Here is a 16,222-nt window from a genome sequence, read left to right as displayed (position 1 = left end):
GCGGCGCGCCCGAGGCCCCAGCGGCGACGGCGGCGGCGCCGGCGGCGCGTACGGACCTGGTGGCGGTGCGACGTCGCGGCGCGGGCACGGACGTGGCGCCCAATGCCTGAGCTGGCGCCGGGCGAGCTGCTGGCCCTTGACCGGGCGCACGTCTGGCACCCGTACGGCCCCATGCCGGGCCGTACGGACCCGCTGATCGTGGAGTCCGCGTCCGGAGTACGGCTGCGGCTGGCCGAACCCGTGCACGGGCAGCGCGAGTTGGTCGACGGCATGTCGTCGTGGTGGTCTGCCGTCCACGGCTACAACCACCCGGTGCTCAACGAGGCGGCGCGCGCCCAGCTGGACCGGATGAGCCATGTGATGTTCGGCGGGCTCACGCACGAGCCCGCCGTGCGGCTGGCGACCCGGCTGGTCGAGATCACGCCGGCGCCCCTGCAGCACGTCTTCCTCTGCGACTCGGGCTCCGTGGCCGTCGAGGTCGCGGTGAAGATGTGCGTGCAGTACTGGCGCTCGGTGGGCCGCCCGGCCAAGCAGCGGCTGCTGACCTGGCGCGGCGGCTACCACGGCGACACCTGGCAGCCGATGTCGGTGTGCGACCCCGAGGGCGGGATGCACGGGCTGTGGGCGGGGGTGCTGCCGCAGCAGATCTTCGCTCCGGAGCCTCCGGTCGACTTCCAGGAGCCTTACGCGGACGAGCTGCGCGCGCTCATCGCACGCCACGCCGACGAGCTGGCCGCCGTCATCGTGGAGCCGGTGGTGCAGGGCGCGGGCGGGATGCGCTTCCACTCGCCCGAGTATCTGCGGGTGCTGCGCGAGGCGTGCGACGAGAACGACGTGCTGCTGGTCTTCGACGAGATCGCGACGGGCTTCGGCCGCACGGGCACGCTGTTCGCGGCCGAGCAGGCGAGTGTCTCGCCGGACGTGATGTGCCTGGGGAAGGCCCTGACGGGCGGTTACCTCACGATGGCGGCGACGCTGTGCACCCCGCGGGTGGCGGACGGGATCTCGCAGGGCGAGGTCCCGGTCCTGGCGCACGGCCCGACGTTCATGGCCAACCCGCTGGCTGCGGCGGTGGCCTGCGCCTCGCTGGACCTGCTGCTGGGCCAGGACTGGCAGCAGGAGGTCAAGCGCCTGGAGGCGGGCCTGCGGGAGGGTCTCGCGCCGGCCGAGGAGCTGCCGGGCGTGCGCGAGACGCGCGTGCTGGGCGGAATCGGCGTCGTCCAGCTGGACCACGAGGTGGACATGGCCGCGGCCACGGAGGCGGCCGTCCGGGAGGGCGTGTGGCTACGCCCGTTCCGGGATCTGGTGTACGTGATGCCTCCCTATGTGACGGGGGACGAGGACTTGGAGCGGGTATGCAGGGGCGTCTGCGCCGCGGCGAAGGCGGGCTGACATGGGCGTGATCGTCGTCAGCGGGACCGGGACCGAGATCGGCAAGACCGTCGTCACCGCCGCGGTCGCCTCGGCCGCGCGGGCTCAGGGGCGGTCGGTGGCCGTCGTCAAGCCCACGCAGACCGGGGTCGCCCCCGGGGAGCCGGGGGACGTGGCGGAGGTGGCCCGGCTCGCCGGGGACGTCACCGGGGTGGAGCTGGCGCGGTTCCCCGAGCCGCTCGCCGCGAACACCGCGGCGCGACGGGCCAAGATGGCGCCCGTGCGGCCCCAGCAGGTGGCCGACGCGGTCGCCAAGCTGGCCGTCGAGCACGACCTCGTCCTCGTCGAGGGCGCGGGCGGGCTGCTCGTACGGCTCGACGACGACGGGGCGACCCTCGCCGACGTGGCCCGGCTGCTCGGCGCGCCCGTGCTCGTCGTCGTCACCGCCGGGCTCGGGACGCTCAACGCGGCCGCGCTGACCGGGGAGGCTCTGCGGGCACGGCAGTTGGAGCAGCTCGGCGTGGTCGTCGGCAGCTGGCCCGACGCGCCGGACCTGGCGTCGCGGTGCAACCTCGCGGACCTGCCCGAGTCGGCCGGCGCGCCGCTGCTCGGGGCGGTTCCGCAGGGGGCCGGCGCGCTGTCGGCCGACGCGTTCCAGGCCCGCGCGGCCGGCTGGCTCGCGCCCGCCCTCGGCGGGTCGTGGGACGCCGACGCGTTCGCCGAGGAGTTCGCGGCCGTACGCTGACCGCCATGCGCGCACGGATCGACGAGATCGTCTTCGACTGCCACGACCCGGCACGCCTGGTCCGGTTCTGGGCGGGCCTGCTCGGCGGCGATCCCGTCGACCGCGGGGCGGACTGGTCGTACGTCGATCCGCCCGGCGGCGTCCGGGTCGCCTTCCAGCGTGTGCCCGAGGGCAAGTCCGCGAAGAACCGGCTCCACCTCGACCTCGACGCAGGCGACGTCGACGCGGCCGCGGACGAGGCGGTACGGCTCGGCGCCGTGCGCCTCGGCGCGGTCGTCGCCGACGAGCAGGGACGGTTCCAGGTCCTGGCGGATCCCGAGGGGAACGAGTTCTGCTTCGTGCAGCCCGGGGGACAATGACGGTGAGCGCACCCCGTCGCTGCTAGGAGGCCCGCAATGCCCCTGCGCCGCCGTACCGCCGTGCCGCCCGACGCCGTCCACCATCCGGTGTTCGCCCGTTTCTACGCCCGGTTCAGCGTGTCCGCCGACACCAGCGCGGGCATCGCCGCCCACCGCGAGGAGCTGCTCGCCGGCCTCTCCGGCCGAGTCATCGAGGTCGGCGCCGGCAACGGGCTGAACTTCGCGCACTACCCCGCGGCCGTCTCCGAGGTCGTCGCCCTCGAACCGGAGCGCAGCCTGCGGCACTTGGCGGCCCAGGCCGCGCGGCACACGGACGTCCCGGTGGACGTGGTGCCGGGCGCGGCCGAGGCGCTGCCGGTCAAGAGCGAGGCGTTCGACGCGGCGGTCGCGTCCCTGGTGCTGTGCTCCGTACGGGATCTGCCGCGCGCGCTGGCCGAGATCAAGCGGGTCCTGCGCCCCGGCGGCGAGCTGCGGTTCTTCGAGCACGGGCTGGCCGAGAGGCCGGGCATGGCGCGGACCCAGCGGGTTCTGGACCGTACGGTGTGGCCGCTGCTCTTCGGCGGCTGTCATACCTCTCGCGACACCATCGCCGCAATCGAGGACGCGGGCTTCGAGCTCGGGCTCTACCGCAGGCTGCGGGTGCCGGAGCGCGGGCTTCAGATGCCGTCCTCGTCCTGTGTGCTGGGCGTGGCGCGCCGGCCGGTCGTCGTCGACGACGCGACGTACGCCGGCTAGGGCGACGTACGCCGGCCAGGGCCCGGGAGCGGCCGGGCGGTGCGCCGCGGGTCGGTCAGGGCGGGTGCGCTACGCGCCGGTCACTGGCTCCACTGGCGCAGCTCGGCCGCGATGACGCGCACGTCCGCCTTGCCGTCCTTGACCAGCCGCGCCAGGTCCCGCACCTGTTCGGGCGAGGTGACGACTTTCAGTCCGCAGGCCACCAGATAGCCGTACGCGACGGCGGAGGCGAACATGGCGTTGGAGTGCTCCAGCGCGGGGATGTGGAGCAGCAGTTGGAGCAGGGCCGCGGCGCGGGCGTGCGGATCGCTGTAGACCGGGATGCCGAATATCTCCGCCTCGTGGCGGCTCACCGCGGCCACGAGCGCGCCCCAGTCGCTGACCTGCGGGTCTCCGGGGGTCTTATGCTCGGCGATCATGAGCAGCCAGGCGAGGTCGATCTGAAGGCTCAACGCTTGCCCGTGCCGTGCTCCGCGCCGAACTCCTCCGCGAACACCGACTCGTAGCTCTTCATGAAGTCGGCCGCGGCGTCCACGAACGTGCGTCCCACCTCGCCCGCGTCCTGTTTGACGAGCTCCTCGATATAGCGGTTCACGCTCATCCCGCGTTGGAGGGCCCGCTGGCGGGCGGCCTCCGCGGTGGTCTCGTCCACTCTCACGTTCAGCTGAGTCTTCGCCACATCCATAAGCTAGCGCGCTGACGCTAGCACCGGCAAGGCCAAACTCCGCGCCCGTACTCCCGTGCCCCTTACACAGAACCTGAGGACCGGCCCTACGAGGGATACCGGATCCGCCGGGACCCACCTACCCTCGCCTCCTGTACGGGAGCCGCAGCGGCGCCGTCGCCGCGGCCACGACCCGGGAGGCGGTCTTGTCCACACCTGCCACTGCACAAGCCCACGGCCAGGCCGCGGACGCGCCGCTCGCCGCGCGCACGGGCGCTGACCAAGGCGTACGGCACGGGCGAAACCATTGTGCGCGCGCTGGACTCGGTCGACGTCGACATCTCACGCGGCCGGTTCACCGCGGTCATGGGTCCGTCCGGCTCCGGAAAGTCCACCCTGATGCACTGCCTCGCCGGGCTCGACACCGTGTCCGCCGGACAGGTCTGGCTCGGCGACACGGAGATCACCGGCCTCAAGGAGCGCGAGCTCACCCGGCTGCGCCGGGACAGGATCGGCTTCATGTTCCAGGCCTTCAACCTGCTGCCCACGCTGAACGCCGCGGAGAACATCACGCTCCCCATGGACATCGCGGGACGCAGACCCGACAAGGAGTGGGTGGACCAGGTGATCGACACGCTCGGGCTGCGCGACCGGCTGGGGCACCGGCCCTCGCAGCTGTCCGGAGGGCAGCAGCAGCGCGTGGCCTGCGCCCGGGCGCTGGCCTCCCGTCCCGAGCTGATCTTCGCGGACGAGCCCACCGGCAACCTCGACTCCCGCGCGGGCGCGGAAGTGCTCGCGTTCCTGCGCGAGGCCGTCGACCGGCTGGGGCAGACCGTGGTCATGGTGACCCACGACCCGGGCGCGGCCGCCCACTCCGACCTGGTGATCTACCTCGCGGACGGGCAGATCGTCGACGTCATGCCCGACCCGACGGCCGAGGCGGTCCTGGACCGTATGCGCCTGTTCTCCGGCGGCGGCCCGTCCTCCTCCGGCGCCCACTCCCCCGACGCCCCGTCCCCCGGAGCCCCGTCCGGCGGCGCCGACCCGCTGAGCAAGGGCTGAGCCCGCGATGCTGAAGACGACGCTGCGCAGCTTCTTCGCGCACAAGGGACGGCTCCTGCTGTCGGCGCTGGCGGTGCTGCTCTCGGTCGCCTTCGTCAGCGGCAGCCTGATCTTCTCCGACACGGTCTCGCGCACGTTCGACCGGCTGTTCGCCTCGACGTCCGCGGACGTCACGGTCAGTCCCAAGGAGGGCGTCTCCGAGAGCCTGCCGACGGGAGTCGTCCGCACGCTGCCCGCCGCGCTCGCCGACCGCGTCGCCTCCGTCGACGGCGTGGCCGCCGCCCATGTCGAGGCGTCCGTCGAGAACATCACGGTCGTCGACGGGAAGAACGAGCCGGTCGGCCCGACGACCGGCGCGCCCACCATCGCCGTCAACTGGAACATCACCGAGCGCAGTCCGGTGAAGCTGACCAGCGGACGCGAGCCGAGCGGGTCCGGCGAGGCGCTGCTCGACAAGGACACCGCCGACAAGAACAAGGTGAGCATCGGCGACAGCCTCACCGTCCTCGCGCAGCCCGGCTCCTTCAAGGTCGAGATCGTCGGCATCGCTGCCTTCACCACCACCAACCCCGGCGCCGCGCTGCTCTACCTGGACACCCCGACCGCCCAGACGAAGCTGCTGGGCAAGTCCGGGCTCGCCACCTCGATCGAGGTGGACGCCGCCGACGGCGTCTCGGACGAGGTGCTCAAGCAGCGCGTCGCGGCCGAGCTGGGCGGCGCGTACGAACTGCGCACCGCCGACGAGCAGGCCGAGTCCGCCACCGCTCAGCTCGGCGGGTTCCTCGACGTCGTCAAGTGGGTGATGCTGGGCTTCGCCGGCGTCGCCGTCCTGGTCGGCGTGTTCCTGATCGTCAACACCTTCTCGATGCTGATCGCCCAGCGGACCAGGGAGCTGGGGCTGCTGCGGGCGCTCGGCGCGGACCGCCGCCAGGTGCGCCGCTCGGTGCTGACCGAGGCGCTGCTGCTGGGGGTCGTCGGCTCGACGCTGGGGCTGGCCGCCGGCGTCGGCCTCGCGGCCGGGCTGATCGAGCTGATGGGCCTGCTCGGGATGAATCTGAGCGCCGCCGAGATGGTCGTCGGCGTGGCGACGCCGGTGTCCGCGTACGCGGTGGGCGTCGGCGTCACCTTCGTCGCCGCGTATCTGCCGGCCAGGCGGGCGGGCCGGGTCTCTCCCATGGCCGCGCTCTCGGACGCCGAGGTCGCGGGCGTGGGACGGCCGTTGAAGGTCCGCGCGATCGCGGGCGGAGTCGTCGGGGCCGCGGGCGCGGCAGCGCTGGTCGGGTGCGCGGTCAGCGACAAGACCGCGACCGCCTCCTCGCTGCTGGGGCTCGGCGTGGTGCTGACGCTCGTCGCGACGGTGGTGGCCGGGCCGCTGCTGGTGCGGCCGGTGATCCGGGTGCTCGGCGCTGCGTTCCCCAAGGTGTTCGGCCCGGTGGGGCGGATGAGCCAGCGCAACGCGCTGCGCAATCCACGGCGTACGGGCGCGACCGCGGCCGCGTTGATGGTGGGGCTCGCGCTGGTGGGCGGGCTGTCCATCGCCAGCGCCTCGATGACCGCGTCGTTCGACGACCAGATCGACCGGACGCTGGGCGCCGACTTCGTCGTGCAGAACAGCAGCTTCCAGCCGTTCCCCCAGGAGATCACCGAGAAGGTGAGGGGGGTGGAGGCGGCCGGGACGGTCGTACGGCAGCGCTTCGCCGCGATCGCGCTGACCCTGCCGGACGGAAAGCGGATCGAGTCGACCGCCTCGGGCTACGACCCCCAGCTGGACGAGGCCGCGCGGATCCAGTACGCCGCCGGCGACACGAAGGCGGCCCTGGCGCCCGACAGCATCGCGATGGACAAGGACTACGCGGCCGAGCACAAGGTCCGCGTCGGGTCCGTGCTGCCCGCGGAGTTCGCGGGCGGAGCCCGGGCGCGGCTGACGGTCGGCGCGCTGACCGACATGGATCAGAGCGGCGGCCCGGGGATGGAGGGCGGCCTGTTCATGGGGCTGGCCACCGTCGAGAAGTACCAGCCGGGCGGTCAGGAGGCCGCGCTGTACGTCAACGCGGCGGGCGGCGGCGACGCGGCGGAGCTGCGCCGCGGGCTGGAGACGGCGCTCGCCCCCTATCCGCAGGTGCAGGTGCGGGACCAGGCCGACTACAAGGAGCTGATCCGCCAGCAGATCGCCGTGATGCTCTATCTGGTGTACGCGCTGCTCGGGCTGGCGATCGTGATCGCCGTGCTGGGCGTGGTCAACACGCTCGCGCTGTCGGTCGTGGAGCGGACCCGGGAGATCGGGCTGCTGCGCGCGATCGGACTCTCCCGGGTCCAGCTGCGGCGCATGATCCGGCTGGAGTCGGTCATGATCGCGGTCTTCGGCGCGCTGCTGGGCCTCGGCCTCGGCCTGGTGTGGGGTGTGGCGGTGCAGCGGGTGCTGGCGCTGGAGGGACTGACCGCGTTCGCCGTGCCGTGGGGCACGGTGGCGGCGGTGGTGGTCGGCTCTGTGGTGGTGGGCCTCGCGGCGGCGGTGCTCCCGGCGCTGCGGGCCTCGCGGATGAACGTGCTCGCCGCGATCGCGCACGAGTAGACGAGGGAGCACGAGGAGACGCGGGAGCACGAGGAGACGCGGGAAAGAGTGAACCGGGTAGGCGAGTACGAGTAGGCGGGTAGACGAGGAAGGGTAGGCGGGTAGACGACACGACCGCACCGGGAGGGTGCATGGCCAGGCCGTTCCGTTTCGCGGTGAACATGGTGACGCCCGCCGAGGGCGAGGAGTGGCGCGCGAAGTGCCGGCGCGCCGAAGAGCTCGGCTACGACGTGATCCAGGTGCCCGACCATCTGGGGATGGTCGCGCCGTTCCCGGCGCTGGTCGCCGCCGCGGAGGCGACCGAACGGCCGCGCCTGGGCGCCTTCGTGCTCAACGTCGGCTTCTGGAACCCCGCGCTGCTGGCCCGCGAGATCGCCACCGTCGACGCGCTGACCGGAGGCCGGCTGGAGGTCGGCCTGGGCACCGGCTATGTACGGGAGGAGCACGACCGGGCGGGCCTGCCGTTCCTCCCGGCCGGGCAGCGCGTCGACCTGCTGCGGCGCACGGTCGAGGAGCTGGAGGGGCTGCTGCGCGACGAGGAGCACATGCCGCGGCCCGTGCAGCGCCCCCGTCCGCCGCTGCTGATCGGCGGGAACGGCGACAGGGTGCTGAGGCTCGCGGTGGAGCACGCCGAGGTCGTGGCGTTCACCGGCGCGCGCGAGTCCCCGGACGGGATGAAGGTGCTCACCGCCGAGCAGCTGGACGAGCGGATCGCCGCCCTCCGCAGGCTGGTCGCGGGGCGCGCCGAGGCGCCCGAGCTGAATCTGCTCATCCAGCACGTCGAGATCACCGACGACCGCGAGGCCGCGGTGCAGGACCTGCTGGCGCTGGTCCCGCACATGAGCCTGGAGCAGGTGCTGGACCTGCCGCTGCTCGCCGTCGGCACCGTGCAGGAGATCGCCGACCAGCTGCGGGCGCAGCGGGAGCGGTACGGATTCTCGTATCTCACCGTCCTCGATCCGTGTCTGGAGGCCTTCGGGCCGGTGATGGAGGAGCTGCGCGGCGCGTGAGCCGGACCCGGTCTCGGACTGTGAAAGCCGGTGGCGGGGCCGCCGCGGGCCGTGCTTGGCTCCCGCCATGATCGACGTACGGATACGGACCGCGGCCGCCGACGAGGCCGAGGCCGTCCTCGCCTTCTGGCGGCAGGCCGCGGAGGGCACGAGCATCACCGACGACGTGGACGGGGTCGCCCGGCTGATCGCCCGCGACCCCGACGCGCTGATCCTGGCCGAGTGCGACGGCGTGCTGGTCGGCTCGGTCGTCGCCGGGTACGACGGCTGGCGCTGCTCGCTGTACCGGCTCGCCGTGCTGCCCTCGCACCGCCGCCGCGGCATCGCGTCGGCGCTGCTCGACGCGGCCGAGAAGCGGTTCGCGGCGGTGGGCGGCAGGCGCGGCGACGCGATGGTGCTGGAGGCCAACGAGCGTGCGCAGCACGCGTGGGCGGCCGCGGGCTACCGTCGCGAGGACCACTGGCGACGCTGGGTGAAGCCGTTCGCCTGACGCGAGCGGCTTGCCCCAGGGGGCCGGGTTGCGCACCGGGCCCTGCGGGGGCCCACGCCTTTGCCGGTCCTTTACTATGTGTGCATCATCGTCCCTCTCCTGTACGAAAGGTGTGAGCGTCCGCCCATGGGCGAGCCTCCTAGTTGCCGACATCGCGCAAACCTCCTGACCCTGCCCGATCATGGGACGGAGGTGAACCGATGACGGAAGTGCTCCTGCTCCTGGTAGCGGTGCTGCTCGCGCTCGCCTGCGGAGCCTTCGTCGCCGCGGAGTTCTCCCTCACCACCGTCGAGCGCGGCGACCTCGAACGGGCCGTCGAGCGCGGCGAGCGGGGCGCCGCGAGCGCCCTCAAGGCCGTACGCGGCCTCACCTTCCAGCTCTCCGGTGCTCAGCTCGGCATCACGGTCACCAATCTGATCGTCGGCATGCTCGCCGAGCCGTCCGTCGCCAAGCTGATCCGCGGTCCTGTCGAGGCCCTCGGCCTGTCCCCCTCGGCGGCCGCGTCGGTCGCGCTGGTCATCGGCACCGCCCTGTCCACCATCGTGCTGATGGTCGTCGGCGAGCTGGTCCCCAAGAACTGGGCGATCTCCTCGCCGCTGGCCGTGGCGAAGGCCGTGGCCACGCCGCAGCGGGTCTTCACCGCCGCCTTCAAGCCGCTGATCAGCCATCTCAACAACACGGCCAACCGCATTCTGCGGCGGATCGGCATGGAGCCGACCGAGGAGCTGGCCTCCGCCCGCAGCCCGAAGGAACTGGTCGCGCTCGCCCGCCACTCCGCCAAGGAGGGCGCGCTGGAGGCGGACACCGCCGAGCTGTTCGTCCGCACCCTGAATCTGGCCGAGCTGACCGCGGAGAACGTCATGACCCCGCGCGTGCAGGTCACCGCGCTGGACGTGCAGGCCACGGCGGAGGACGTCGCCAACGCCACCCGCGCCACCGGTCTGTCCCGCTTCCCCGTCTACCGCGGCAGCCTCGACACCGTCGTCGGCGTCGCGCACATCAAGGACGTGCTGGCGGTCCCCGCCGAGGAGCGCGTCCGCCGCCGCGTCTCGGAGCTGCTGCGCGAGCCGCTGCTGGTGCCGGAGACGCTGACCGTGGACCGGCTGCTCGACCGGCTGTCGGGCCGCTCGACGATGGCCGTGGTCATCGACGAGTACGGGGGCACCGCCGGCGTCGTGACCATGGAGGACATCGTCGAGGAGGTCGTCGGCGAGGTGCGCGACGAGCACGATCCGCACGAGACGCCGGACCTCGCCCAGACCGGCGAGGACGCGGACGGCCGCGCCCTGTGGTCGGCGGACGGCGCCGCCCGCACCGACCAGCTGGAACGGGTCGGGCTGCGGGTGCCCGACGGTCCCTACGAGACGCTCGCCGGCCTGGTCGCCAACGAGCTGGGGCGCATCCCCGCCGCGGGCGACCGGATCGATCTGGCGGGCTGGCGGCTGGATGTGGTGGACGCCTCCGGGCGGCGCGCGGCGCGGGTGCTGATGCACGCGCCCCTCGCGTCGGACGACGACGTCGAGGAGGCCGGCCGATGATCGCGATCCAGCTGCTCGTGGGTTTTCTGACGCTGGTCGTCAACGCCTTCTTCGTCGGGGCTGAGTTCGCCCTGATCTCTGTACGCCGCAGCCAGATCGAGCCGGAGGCGGAGGCCGGGAACCGCCGGGCGCGCAGCGTCCTGTGGGGCCTGGAGCACGTCTCGGCGCTGCTGGCGGCCGCCCAGCTGGGCATCACGCTGTGCACCCTGGTGCTCGGCATCGTCGCCGAGCCGGCCATCGCGCATCTGCTGGAGCCGGTCTTCGACGCGCTGGGCGTGCCGCACGGCCTGGTCCATCCGATCTCGTTCGTCATCGCGCTGGCGCTCGCGACCTATCTGCACATGCTGCTCGGCGAGATGGTGCCCAAGAACATCGCGCTGGCGGAGCCCACCCGGACCGCGCTGCTGCTCGGCCCGCCGCTGGTGACGCTGGCGCGGGCGCTGCGGCCGGTGATCTTCATGATCAACGCGTTCGCCAACAGCCTGCTGAAGCTGCTGCGCGTGGAGACCAAGGACGAGGTGTCCGCCACGTTCTCGGACGACGAGCTGGCCCGGCTGGTGCGCGACGCCGGCGACGCGGGGCTGCTCGACGACCGGGCGGCCGGGCGGCTGCGCGACGCGCTGGAGCTGGGCCGGCGGCCGGTGCGCGATGTGGTGATGCCGGTGGAGCGGGTGGTGTACGCCCGGGCCGGGACCACGCCCGAGCAGCTGGAGCAGCTGTCGGCCGAGTCGGGGTTCTCGCGCTTCCCGGTCGTGGACGAGGGACGCCGGATTCTCGGCTATCTCCATGTGAAGGACGCGCTGGACGCCACCCCGCGCGAGGTGCCCTTCCCGGTCACGGCGCTGCGCCCCATCGCACGGGTGCGGGCCGCGACCCCGCTCGACGACGTACTGACCGCGATGCGCCGCAGCCGTACGCATCTGGCGGCGGTCCTGGACGACGACGGCACGCCGGAGGGCCTGGTGACGATGGAGGACGTGCTGCGCGAACTGGTCGGCAGGCCCGACTAGCCCGCTGGGCGCGGCGGCCCGGTCCGGGGTTCTCGGCCAGGCCGCCGAGAGGTCCCGTCCGGGCGGCTGAGGCGTCCTGGTGCGGGGGCGGGTGGGCGTGCCGGCTCGTCCGCCGTCCGTGCAGCGCCCGTTCTACAGCGCGGCCGCGCCGAGCCAGGCGTCGAGGACCGCGCGGTCGCCCGAGACGGTCAGGCGCGCGTCCTCCGGGCGCCGACGGCCGTAGACAAAGAGCAGCAGGTCGCCGCTCGCCGCCTCGACGGCGGCGTCCGACGCGCCCGCGCTCTTCGTCCAGGCGAACCCGCCGGGACCGAAGCCGACCGTCCAGGCCGCGCCGGTGTCGGCGGCCAGCAGCCGGATCGAGCCCTCGGCGAGCGCGCCGACGGGCTCCGCCACCCACGAGAAGTGCGGCAGGTTCTCGAGGAACTCCTCGATCCCGTCGGCCGCCGTGGCGGGCTCGATGCGCGGCTCGACGCCCAGCGCGAGCTCGGCGTCGGCGAGATGGACGATCGCCTCGAACAGCAGCCGCCGGGGGAAGAACCCCACCCGCTGGTCCGCGCCGTGGGACCACATCGGCGTCTCGGGGTCGACTGCGCGCAGCGTGCGCAGGGCGGCCTCGGCGCTGCGGGCCAGCCAGTCCGGATACGCGTCCGGCGCCTCGGGCAGCTCCAGCGGGACGTCCCGCGACCAGACGCGCTCGGAGGCACGGATGCGCACGAGGTGCTCGACCCAGCGGTGCGTCGCGCCGTGGTGCTCGACCAGGTCGGCGAAGGTCCAGCCGGGACAGGTCGGCACGGGCGTCGCCGGGTCCACGTTCCGCACGGTCTCCACGAACCGGCGGGTGCGCTCCTCGACCGCGTCGCAGTACAGCTCGTGCTGGTCGTCGTCGAGGCCGAAGCCCTCGGGTATGCGCAGCAGGTCCTCGCGCCACGCGCCGTCGGGCTGGCGGGCGGCCGCGCGCCTGAAGAGCCGGGCGAGCGCGCGCCGGTCGGCGGGCGGCAGCCGGTCGAGGAGGTAGCCGGTGGTCTCCATCCACTTCACCGCGGTGTCCGGGTCCAGGACACCGTCGTCGCAGGTGTCGATCGAGGTCACGACGTCGGCCAGAGCCTCGGCCAGAGCGTTCAGCAGCGCGTCACTCACAGAGCTCCCCTCCCGGTACGGAACCGAGGGACCTTACCGCGCGGTAGTATCGCTCCGCCATGGAGATCAATGCCAAATACACCAGTTTTTGCGCAGTCGGCGATTCCTTTACCGAAGGCATGTCCGACCTGCTGCCAGACGGCTCGTACCGCGGCTGGGCGGATCTCCTCGCGGGCCGGATGGCCGCCCATACGCCGGGATTCCGGTACGCCAACCTCGCCGTGCGCGGCAAGCTGATCGGTCAGATCGTCGACGAGCAGGTCGAGGCGGCCGCGGCGATGAAGCCGGACCTGATCACTCTGGTCGGCGGGCTCAACGACACCCTGCGGCCCAAGTGCGACATGGGGCGCGTGCGCGGCCTCCTGGAGGAGGCGGTGGAGCGGCTCGCCCCGGCCTGCGAGCAGCTGGTGCTGATGCGCAGCCCCGGCCGCACCGGCCCGGTGCTGGAGCGCTTCCGCCCGCGCATGGAGGAGCTCTTCTCGTACGTCGACGAGCTGGCCGAGCGCCACGGCGCGCTGGTCGTGGACCTGTACGGGTCGGCCGCCCTCTCCGACCAGCGGATGTGGGACGTGGACCGACTCCATCTGACGGGCGAGGGGCACCGGCGGGTCGCGGAGGCGGTGTGGCAGACCCTCGGCCTGGAGGCCGAGGACGACTGGCAGACGCCGCTGCCGCCGGCCCTGCTCCCCGGCTGGGCGGCCCGACGGGCGAGCGACCTGCGGTTCGCACGGCGGCATCTGGGACCCTGGATCGGACGACGGCTGACCGGGCGCTCCTCGGGGGACGGCCTACCGGCGAAGCGCCCGGAGCTGCTGCCGTACGAGCCACCGCTCGCGTAGGCCGGACCGCGTCCGGCCCCGGCGGCTGGGGTGCTGCCCTCGGATGCGGCGTACGGCGCTGTGCCTTGGGATGCGGCGTCCGGTGCTCTGCCCTCGGATGGCGCGTCCGGCGGCCTGCTCCGGCGCTCTGTCCTCGGGTGCCGCTTCCGGGGGCCTGCTCTGGCGCTCGTCTATAGGCACCTGTCACGGCCGCCGTCGATAGCCGCCTGTTAGGGCGACGTCTATAGCGGCCTGGACCGTACGGTCCACAGCATCCGCGCCCGGCACCGGCACCCCGTGCCCGCACCTGCTCCGGCGCTCGTCGACAGCCGCCCGTCACGGCCGCCGTCTTCAGCAGCCCGCTACGGCGGCGTCCATAGCGGCCTGGACCGTACGGTCCACAGCGTCCGCGCCCGGCGCCGGCACCCGCACGTGCTCCGGCGGCCGGTTTCCGCCGCACCGCCGCCCGTCTCCGCGCCGGCACCCCGTGCCCGCACGTGTTCCGGGGCCGGTTTCCGGCACGCCGTCGCCCGCCTCCGCGCCGCCCGCCAATGTCTCTCGTCGTCTCTCGTAGCAACGCACAACCGAGGGCGCGGCGCTGGCCTGCACAAACCGCCAGTAGACTCTGCTCACTGTTCTACGGTGCAGATCAAATATGCAGGTCACTAGCCATTTAGCTCGGCAATCAGGTGATCAAATCTCACAATCTCTCACACGGGCTAGTTGGGGGCACCGTGGAAGACGTCCAGAGCAAGGGCTGCCGCCCGCATGTCCTCGGCCTCGATGGAGACGTACTTCCGCTTGGTGAACGCTGCGTTCGTGTGGCCAGCCCACGCCGCGAGGATGACGTCCGGGACGCCGCTCACCGCCAGTGCCTTCAGCACGGAGTGCCGCGCGTCGTACAGACGCACCTGGCGCAGGCCCAGCGCGCGCATGAGGCGGTAGGCGTACTCCCTTAGCTGCCGAGTGTTGAGCGGGATGCCGAGTTCGTTGACGACGATGTAACCCGTCTCCGTGTACGCCTCGCCTGCTGCCACTCGCTCCGCGGCCTGCTGGTCCCGGAATCGGCGTAGCGCCTCCCATGGGCCCTGCGGCAGCGGTAGAGCGCGCTCGCCGGACGCTGTCTTCGTGTCCTTCTCGAGCACCCTGTGATTGCCGATCATCGTCCGCGTGGTCGTGATCTCGAGAATGCCCGCACTCAGGTCGACGTCAGTCCATCGCTGCCCGCAGACTTCAGCCGGCCGAAGTCCCATCAGGGACAGGAGCAGCGGGGCGAACAATCGGTCCTGCTCCATGCCGCGGACGATCGTCTGCACCTCGGCGACCGTCCAGGGCTTGACCTTGTCGCGGTCCCGCTTGTCGGTCTTCTTGTCGACGAGCGCCACACGCACATACTGAGCTGGGCTCGTTGCGATCAGCTTGCGGACGACCGCTCTCCCCAACGCTTCCCGCAGCCGCGTAAGGATGCCCTCGACCGTCGAGACGGCGAGTCGCGTTCCCGGCTCTCCGCCGCGTCGCCGGCCGTTGGTAACCACCTCGTCCACGAACTCTTGGATGTGGTCCTCGGTCAACTCCTGCAGCCGCAGGTGGCCGAGCCGGTCGACGACGTGCACCAGGGCCAGGCGATAGGTGCGAATCGTCGTCTCCTCGACGTCGCGCCGCTTGTACTCCAGCCACTGCTCCAACCACTCCCCCAGCGTCATCTTGCTGGGGGCGATGAACGTGCCAGCCGCGCGCTGGGAGATGATCCGGGCGCGCTCCTCCTTGACCTCCGTCTTCGTGTCCTTCGTGATCGTGAGCTGGACGCGCTTGCCGTTCTCGTCGCGGCCGGCATCGACGACCGTTCGATAGCGGACTGTGCCGTTCTTCAGCGTGATTTTCTTGATCGGGTCCGGCATGGCAGCCTTTCTCCTCAACTTCCCCAGGGCGGCTTGTACGCCACCGGATCCGCAGCGGGCGCTCCGGCGGCAGCAGCACTGGGCGCGGCCCGCACACCAAGCCTCTCGAGCCTCCTGCCAGTCGAACCTGGCCAGGTACCACTCACTGCAGAACGGCGACGGGTCGTCCGGCAGGGCCGGCGGACGCTTCTTGATGCTCTTGCTTGCCGCCTCAACCTCGTTCCTTCGTGGGGTACGGCGGTTGATTCTTGTGATGTACCGGTGCCGTGGCCACGGCATCCGGATACGGCGGTTTCCAGCTCGACTTGGCCGGCAGGACCCCCGTGTACGGGATTGGGTCCGGCAACGGGCGGTCGGGCGGCAGCAGTACAGGCTCGCCGGCCAGCCATGCATCCTTGGCTTCCAGCCAGTCGTGCATAGCGAGGTACCACTCGACGTAGTACGGATCCGGGTGGCCTGCCGGGGCTGGCGGTCGCCACTCCCGCCAGTCGAACCGGTTCAGACACTCCGGCATCAGCTCCGGGTCATGGCTCCGGCGTCTCACCACGGCTCCCGCAGCGGAGGCGTGCCGAACGTCTCCCGCACCCACGCATACGGCGGCCGAGGCGTCCCCAGCGTGTCGCGGCCGTCGACATGCCGACGCACGCCGTGCTCCCGCATCCAGGCCCGACGCTCCACCAGGTACGCCCGCCACACCGCCATAGCCGCCCCTCGCGTGTCGTCGGGCCGCTCCTCGAGGTACGCCTCCGCCAGGCGTCGGTACCGCTCCGGCTGCATCACCGACACGTGCGGCGGCATGCCCGCCGGAGGCGA

Annotated in this window: 16 protein-coding genes and 1 pseudogene; 11 read left to right on the top strand and 6 right to left on the bottom strand. The window is 72.4% G+C overall.

Translation table 11 applies throughout. The features are described 5' to 3' along the window. Positions 1-102: 102 nt before the first annotated feature. Genes AB0M39_RS25930 through AB0M39_RS25915 form a run of 4 tightly spaced genes read left to right on the top strand, consistent with a single transcriptional unit; the run spans position 103 to position 3,210 of the window. Complete coding sequence (locus AB0M39_RS25930) at positions 103-1,392, top strand: adenosylmethionine--8-amino-7-oxononanoate transaminase (RefSeq protein ID WP_365368287.1); 1,290 nt, start codon at positions 103-105, stop codon at positions 1,390-1,392. A 1-nt stretch (position 1,393) separates the two neighbouring features. Beyond that, positions 1,394-2,116 carry a dethiobiotin synthase gene (bioD, locus tag AB0M39_RS25925; protein WP_365368285.1) on the top strand — a complete coding sequence of 241 codons (723 nt, stop codon included), beginning with the start codon at positions 1,394-1,396 and terminating at the stop codon, positions 2,114-2,116. A gap of 5 nt (positions 2,117-2,121) precedes the next feature. Continuing rightward, positions 2,122-2,475, top strand: coding sequence for a VOC family protein (locus AB0M39_RS25920; RefSeq protein ID WP_365368284.1), 354 nt, complete (start codon positions 2,122-2,124; stop codon positions 2,473-2,475). A gap of 36 nt (positions 2,476-2,511) precedes the next feature. Further along, on the top strand, positions 2,512-3,210 hold the full coding sequence (locus AB0M39_RS25915) for a class I SAM-dependent methyltransferase (protein ID WP_365368283.1): 699 nt from the start codon (positions 2,512-2,514) through the stop codon (positions 3,208-3,210). A gap of 80 nt (positions 3,211-3,290) precedes the next feature. On the opposite strand, the gene AB0M39_RS25910 is transcribed toward AB0M39_RS25915, so the two are convergent. Together AB0M39_RS25910 and AB0M39_RS25905 are read right to left on the bottom strand one after the other, a co-directional pair. After that, positions 3,291-3,662, bottom strand: coding sequence for a fic family toxin-antitoxin system, toxin component (locus tag AB0M39_RS25910; protein ID WP_365368282.1), 372 nt, complete (start codon positions 3,660-3,662; stop codon positions 3,291-3,293). Beyond that, positions 3,659-3,889: an antitoxin gene (locus AB0M39_RS25905; protein WP_365368281.1), complete on the bottom strand. Its 231-nt coding sequence runs from the start codon at positions 3,887-3,889 to the stop codon at positions 3,659-3,661. Before AB0M39_RS25905 ends, AB0M39_RS25910 begins: the two co-directional genes overlap by 4 nt. A 191-nt stretch (positions 3,890-4,080) precedes the next feature. Between AB0M39_RS25905 and AB0M39_RS25900 the strand changes: the two are divergent. The 6 genes and pseudogenes from AB0M39_RS25900 (at position 4,081) to AB0M39_RS25875 (ending at position 11,556) form a co-directional block, all read left to right on the top strand. Further along, positions 4,081-4,936: pseudogene (locus AB0M39_RS25900) on the top strand (ABC transporter ATP-binding protein). Between the two features lie 7 nt (positions 4,937-4,943). Further along, entirely contained in the window at positions 4,944-7,508 is a 2,565-nt protein-coding gene (locus tag AB0M39_RS25895) for an FtsX-like permease family protein (protein ID WP_365368280.1), read from the top strand. A gap of 131 nt (positions 7,509-7,639) precedes the next feature. Next, entirely contained in the window at positions 7,640-8,518 is an 879-nt protein-coding gene (locus AB0M39_RS25890) for a TIGR03621 family F420-dependent LLM class oxidoreductase (protein WP_365368279.1), read from the top strand. Between the two features lie 67 nt (positions 8,519-8,585). Further along, positions 8,586-9,008, top strand: a complete 423-nt coding sequence (locus tag AB0M39_RS25885) for a GNAT family N-acetyltransferase (protein ID WP_365368278.1) — start codon at positions 8,586-8,588, stop codon at positions 9,006-9,008. A 200-nt stretch (positions 9,009-9,208) separates the two neighbouring features. Further along, positions 9,209-10,546, top strand: coding sequence for a hemolysin family protein (locus AB0M39_RS25880; RefSeq protein WP_365368277.1), 1,338 nt, complete (start codon positions 9,209-9,211; stop codon positions 10,544-10,546). Then, positions 10,543-11,556 carry a hemolysin family protein gene (locus AB0M39_RS25875; protein ID WP_365368276.1) on the top strand — a complete coding sequence of 338 codons (1,014 nt, stop codon included), beginning with the start codon at positions 10,543-10,545 and terminating at the stop codon, positions 11,554-11,556. Before AB0M39_RS25880 ends, AB0M39_RS25875 begins: the two co-directional genes overlap by 4 nt. 132 nt (positions 11,557-11,688) lie before the next feature. On the opposite strand, the gene AB0M39_RS25870 is transcribed toward AB0M39_RS25875, so the two are convergent. Next, a complete protein-coding gene (locus AB0M39_RS25870; RefSeq protein ID WP_365368275.1) occupies positions 11,689-12,693 on the bottom strand; it encodes a maleylpyruvate isomerase family mycothiol-dependent enzyme in 1,005 nt (334 codons plus the stop codon). Positions 12,694-12,752: 59 nt separating this feature from the next. Here AB0M39_RS25870 and AB0M39_RS25865 point away from each other — a divergent pair, with 59 nt between their 5' ends. Continuing rightward, positions 12,753-13,532 (top strand): SGNH/GDSL hydrolase family protein, encoded by a 780-nt coding sequence (locus tag AB0M39_RS25865; RefSeq protein ID WP_365368274.1) that lies wholly within the window; start codon positions 12,753-12,755, stop codon positions 13,530-13,532. A 698-nt stretch (positions 13,533-14,230) separates the two neighbouring features. Here the strand turns inward: AB0M39_RS25865 and AB0M39_RS25860 are convergent. The 3 genes from AB0M39_RS25860 to AB0M39_RS25850 all read right to left on the bottom strand — a co-directional run bounded on the left by AB0M39_RS25860 (position 14,231) and on the right by AB0M39_RS25850 (position 16,207). Next, positions 14,231-15,409, bottom strand: a complete 1,179-nt coding sequence (locus AB0M39_RS25860) for a site-specific integrase (protein ID WP_365368273.1) — start codon at positions 15,407-15,409, stop codon at positions 14,231-14,233. 211 nt (positions 15,410-15,620) lie between these two features. Continuing rightward, on the bottom strand, positions 15,621-15,827 hold the full coding sequence (locus AB0M39_RS25855; protein WP_365368272.1) for a hypothetical protein: 207 nt from the start codon (positions 15,825-15,827) through the stop codon (positions 15,621-15,623). Positions 15,828-15,949: 122 nt separating this feature from the next. Further along, the gene (locus AB0M39_RS25850; protein ID WP_365368270.1) at positions 15,950-16,207 is read right to left on the bottom strand and encodes a hypothetical protein; all 258 of its coding nucleotides are present in this window, start codon (positions 16,205-16,207) and stop codon (positions 15,950-15,952) included. Between the last annotated feature and the right edge of the window lie 15 nt (positions 16,208-16,222).

The organism is Streptomyces sp. NPDC051907 (assembly GCF_040681075.1).
In the GTDB taxonomy this organism is placed as follows: Bacteria; Actinomycetota; Actinomycetes; order Streptomycetales; family Streptomycetaceae; genus Streptomyces.
The sequence above is the reverse complement of the archived record's forward strand: the minus strand, read 5'-3'. Positions and strand labels throughout refer to the sequence as shown.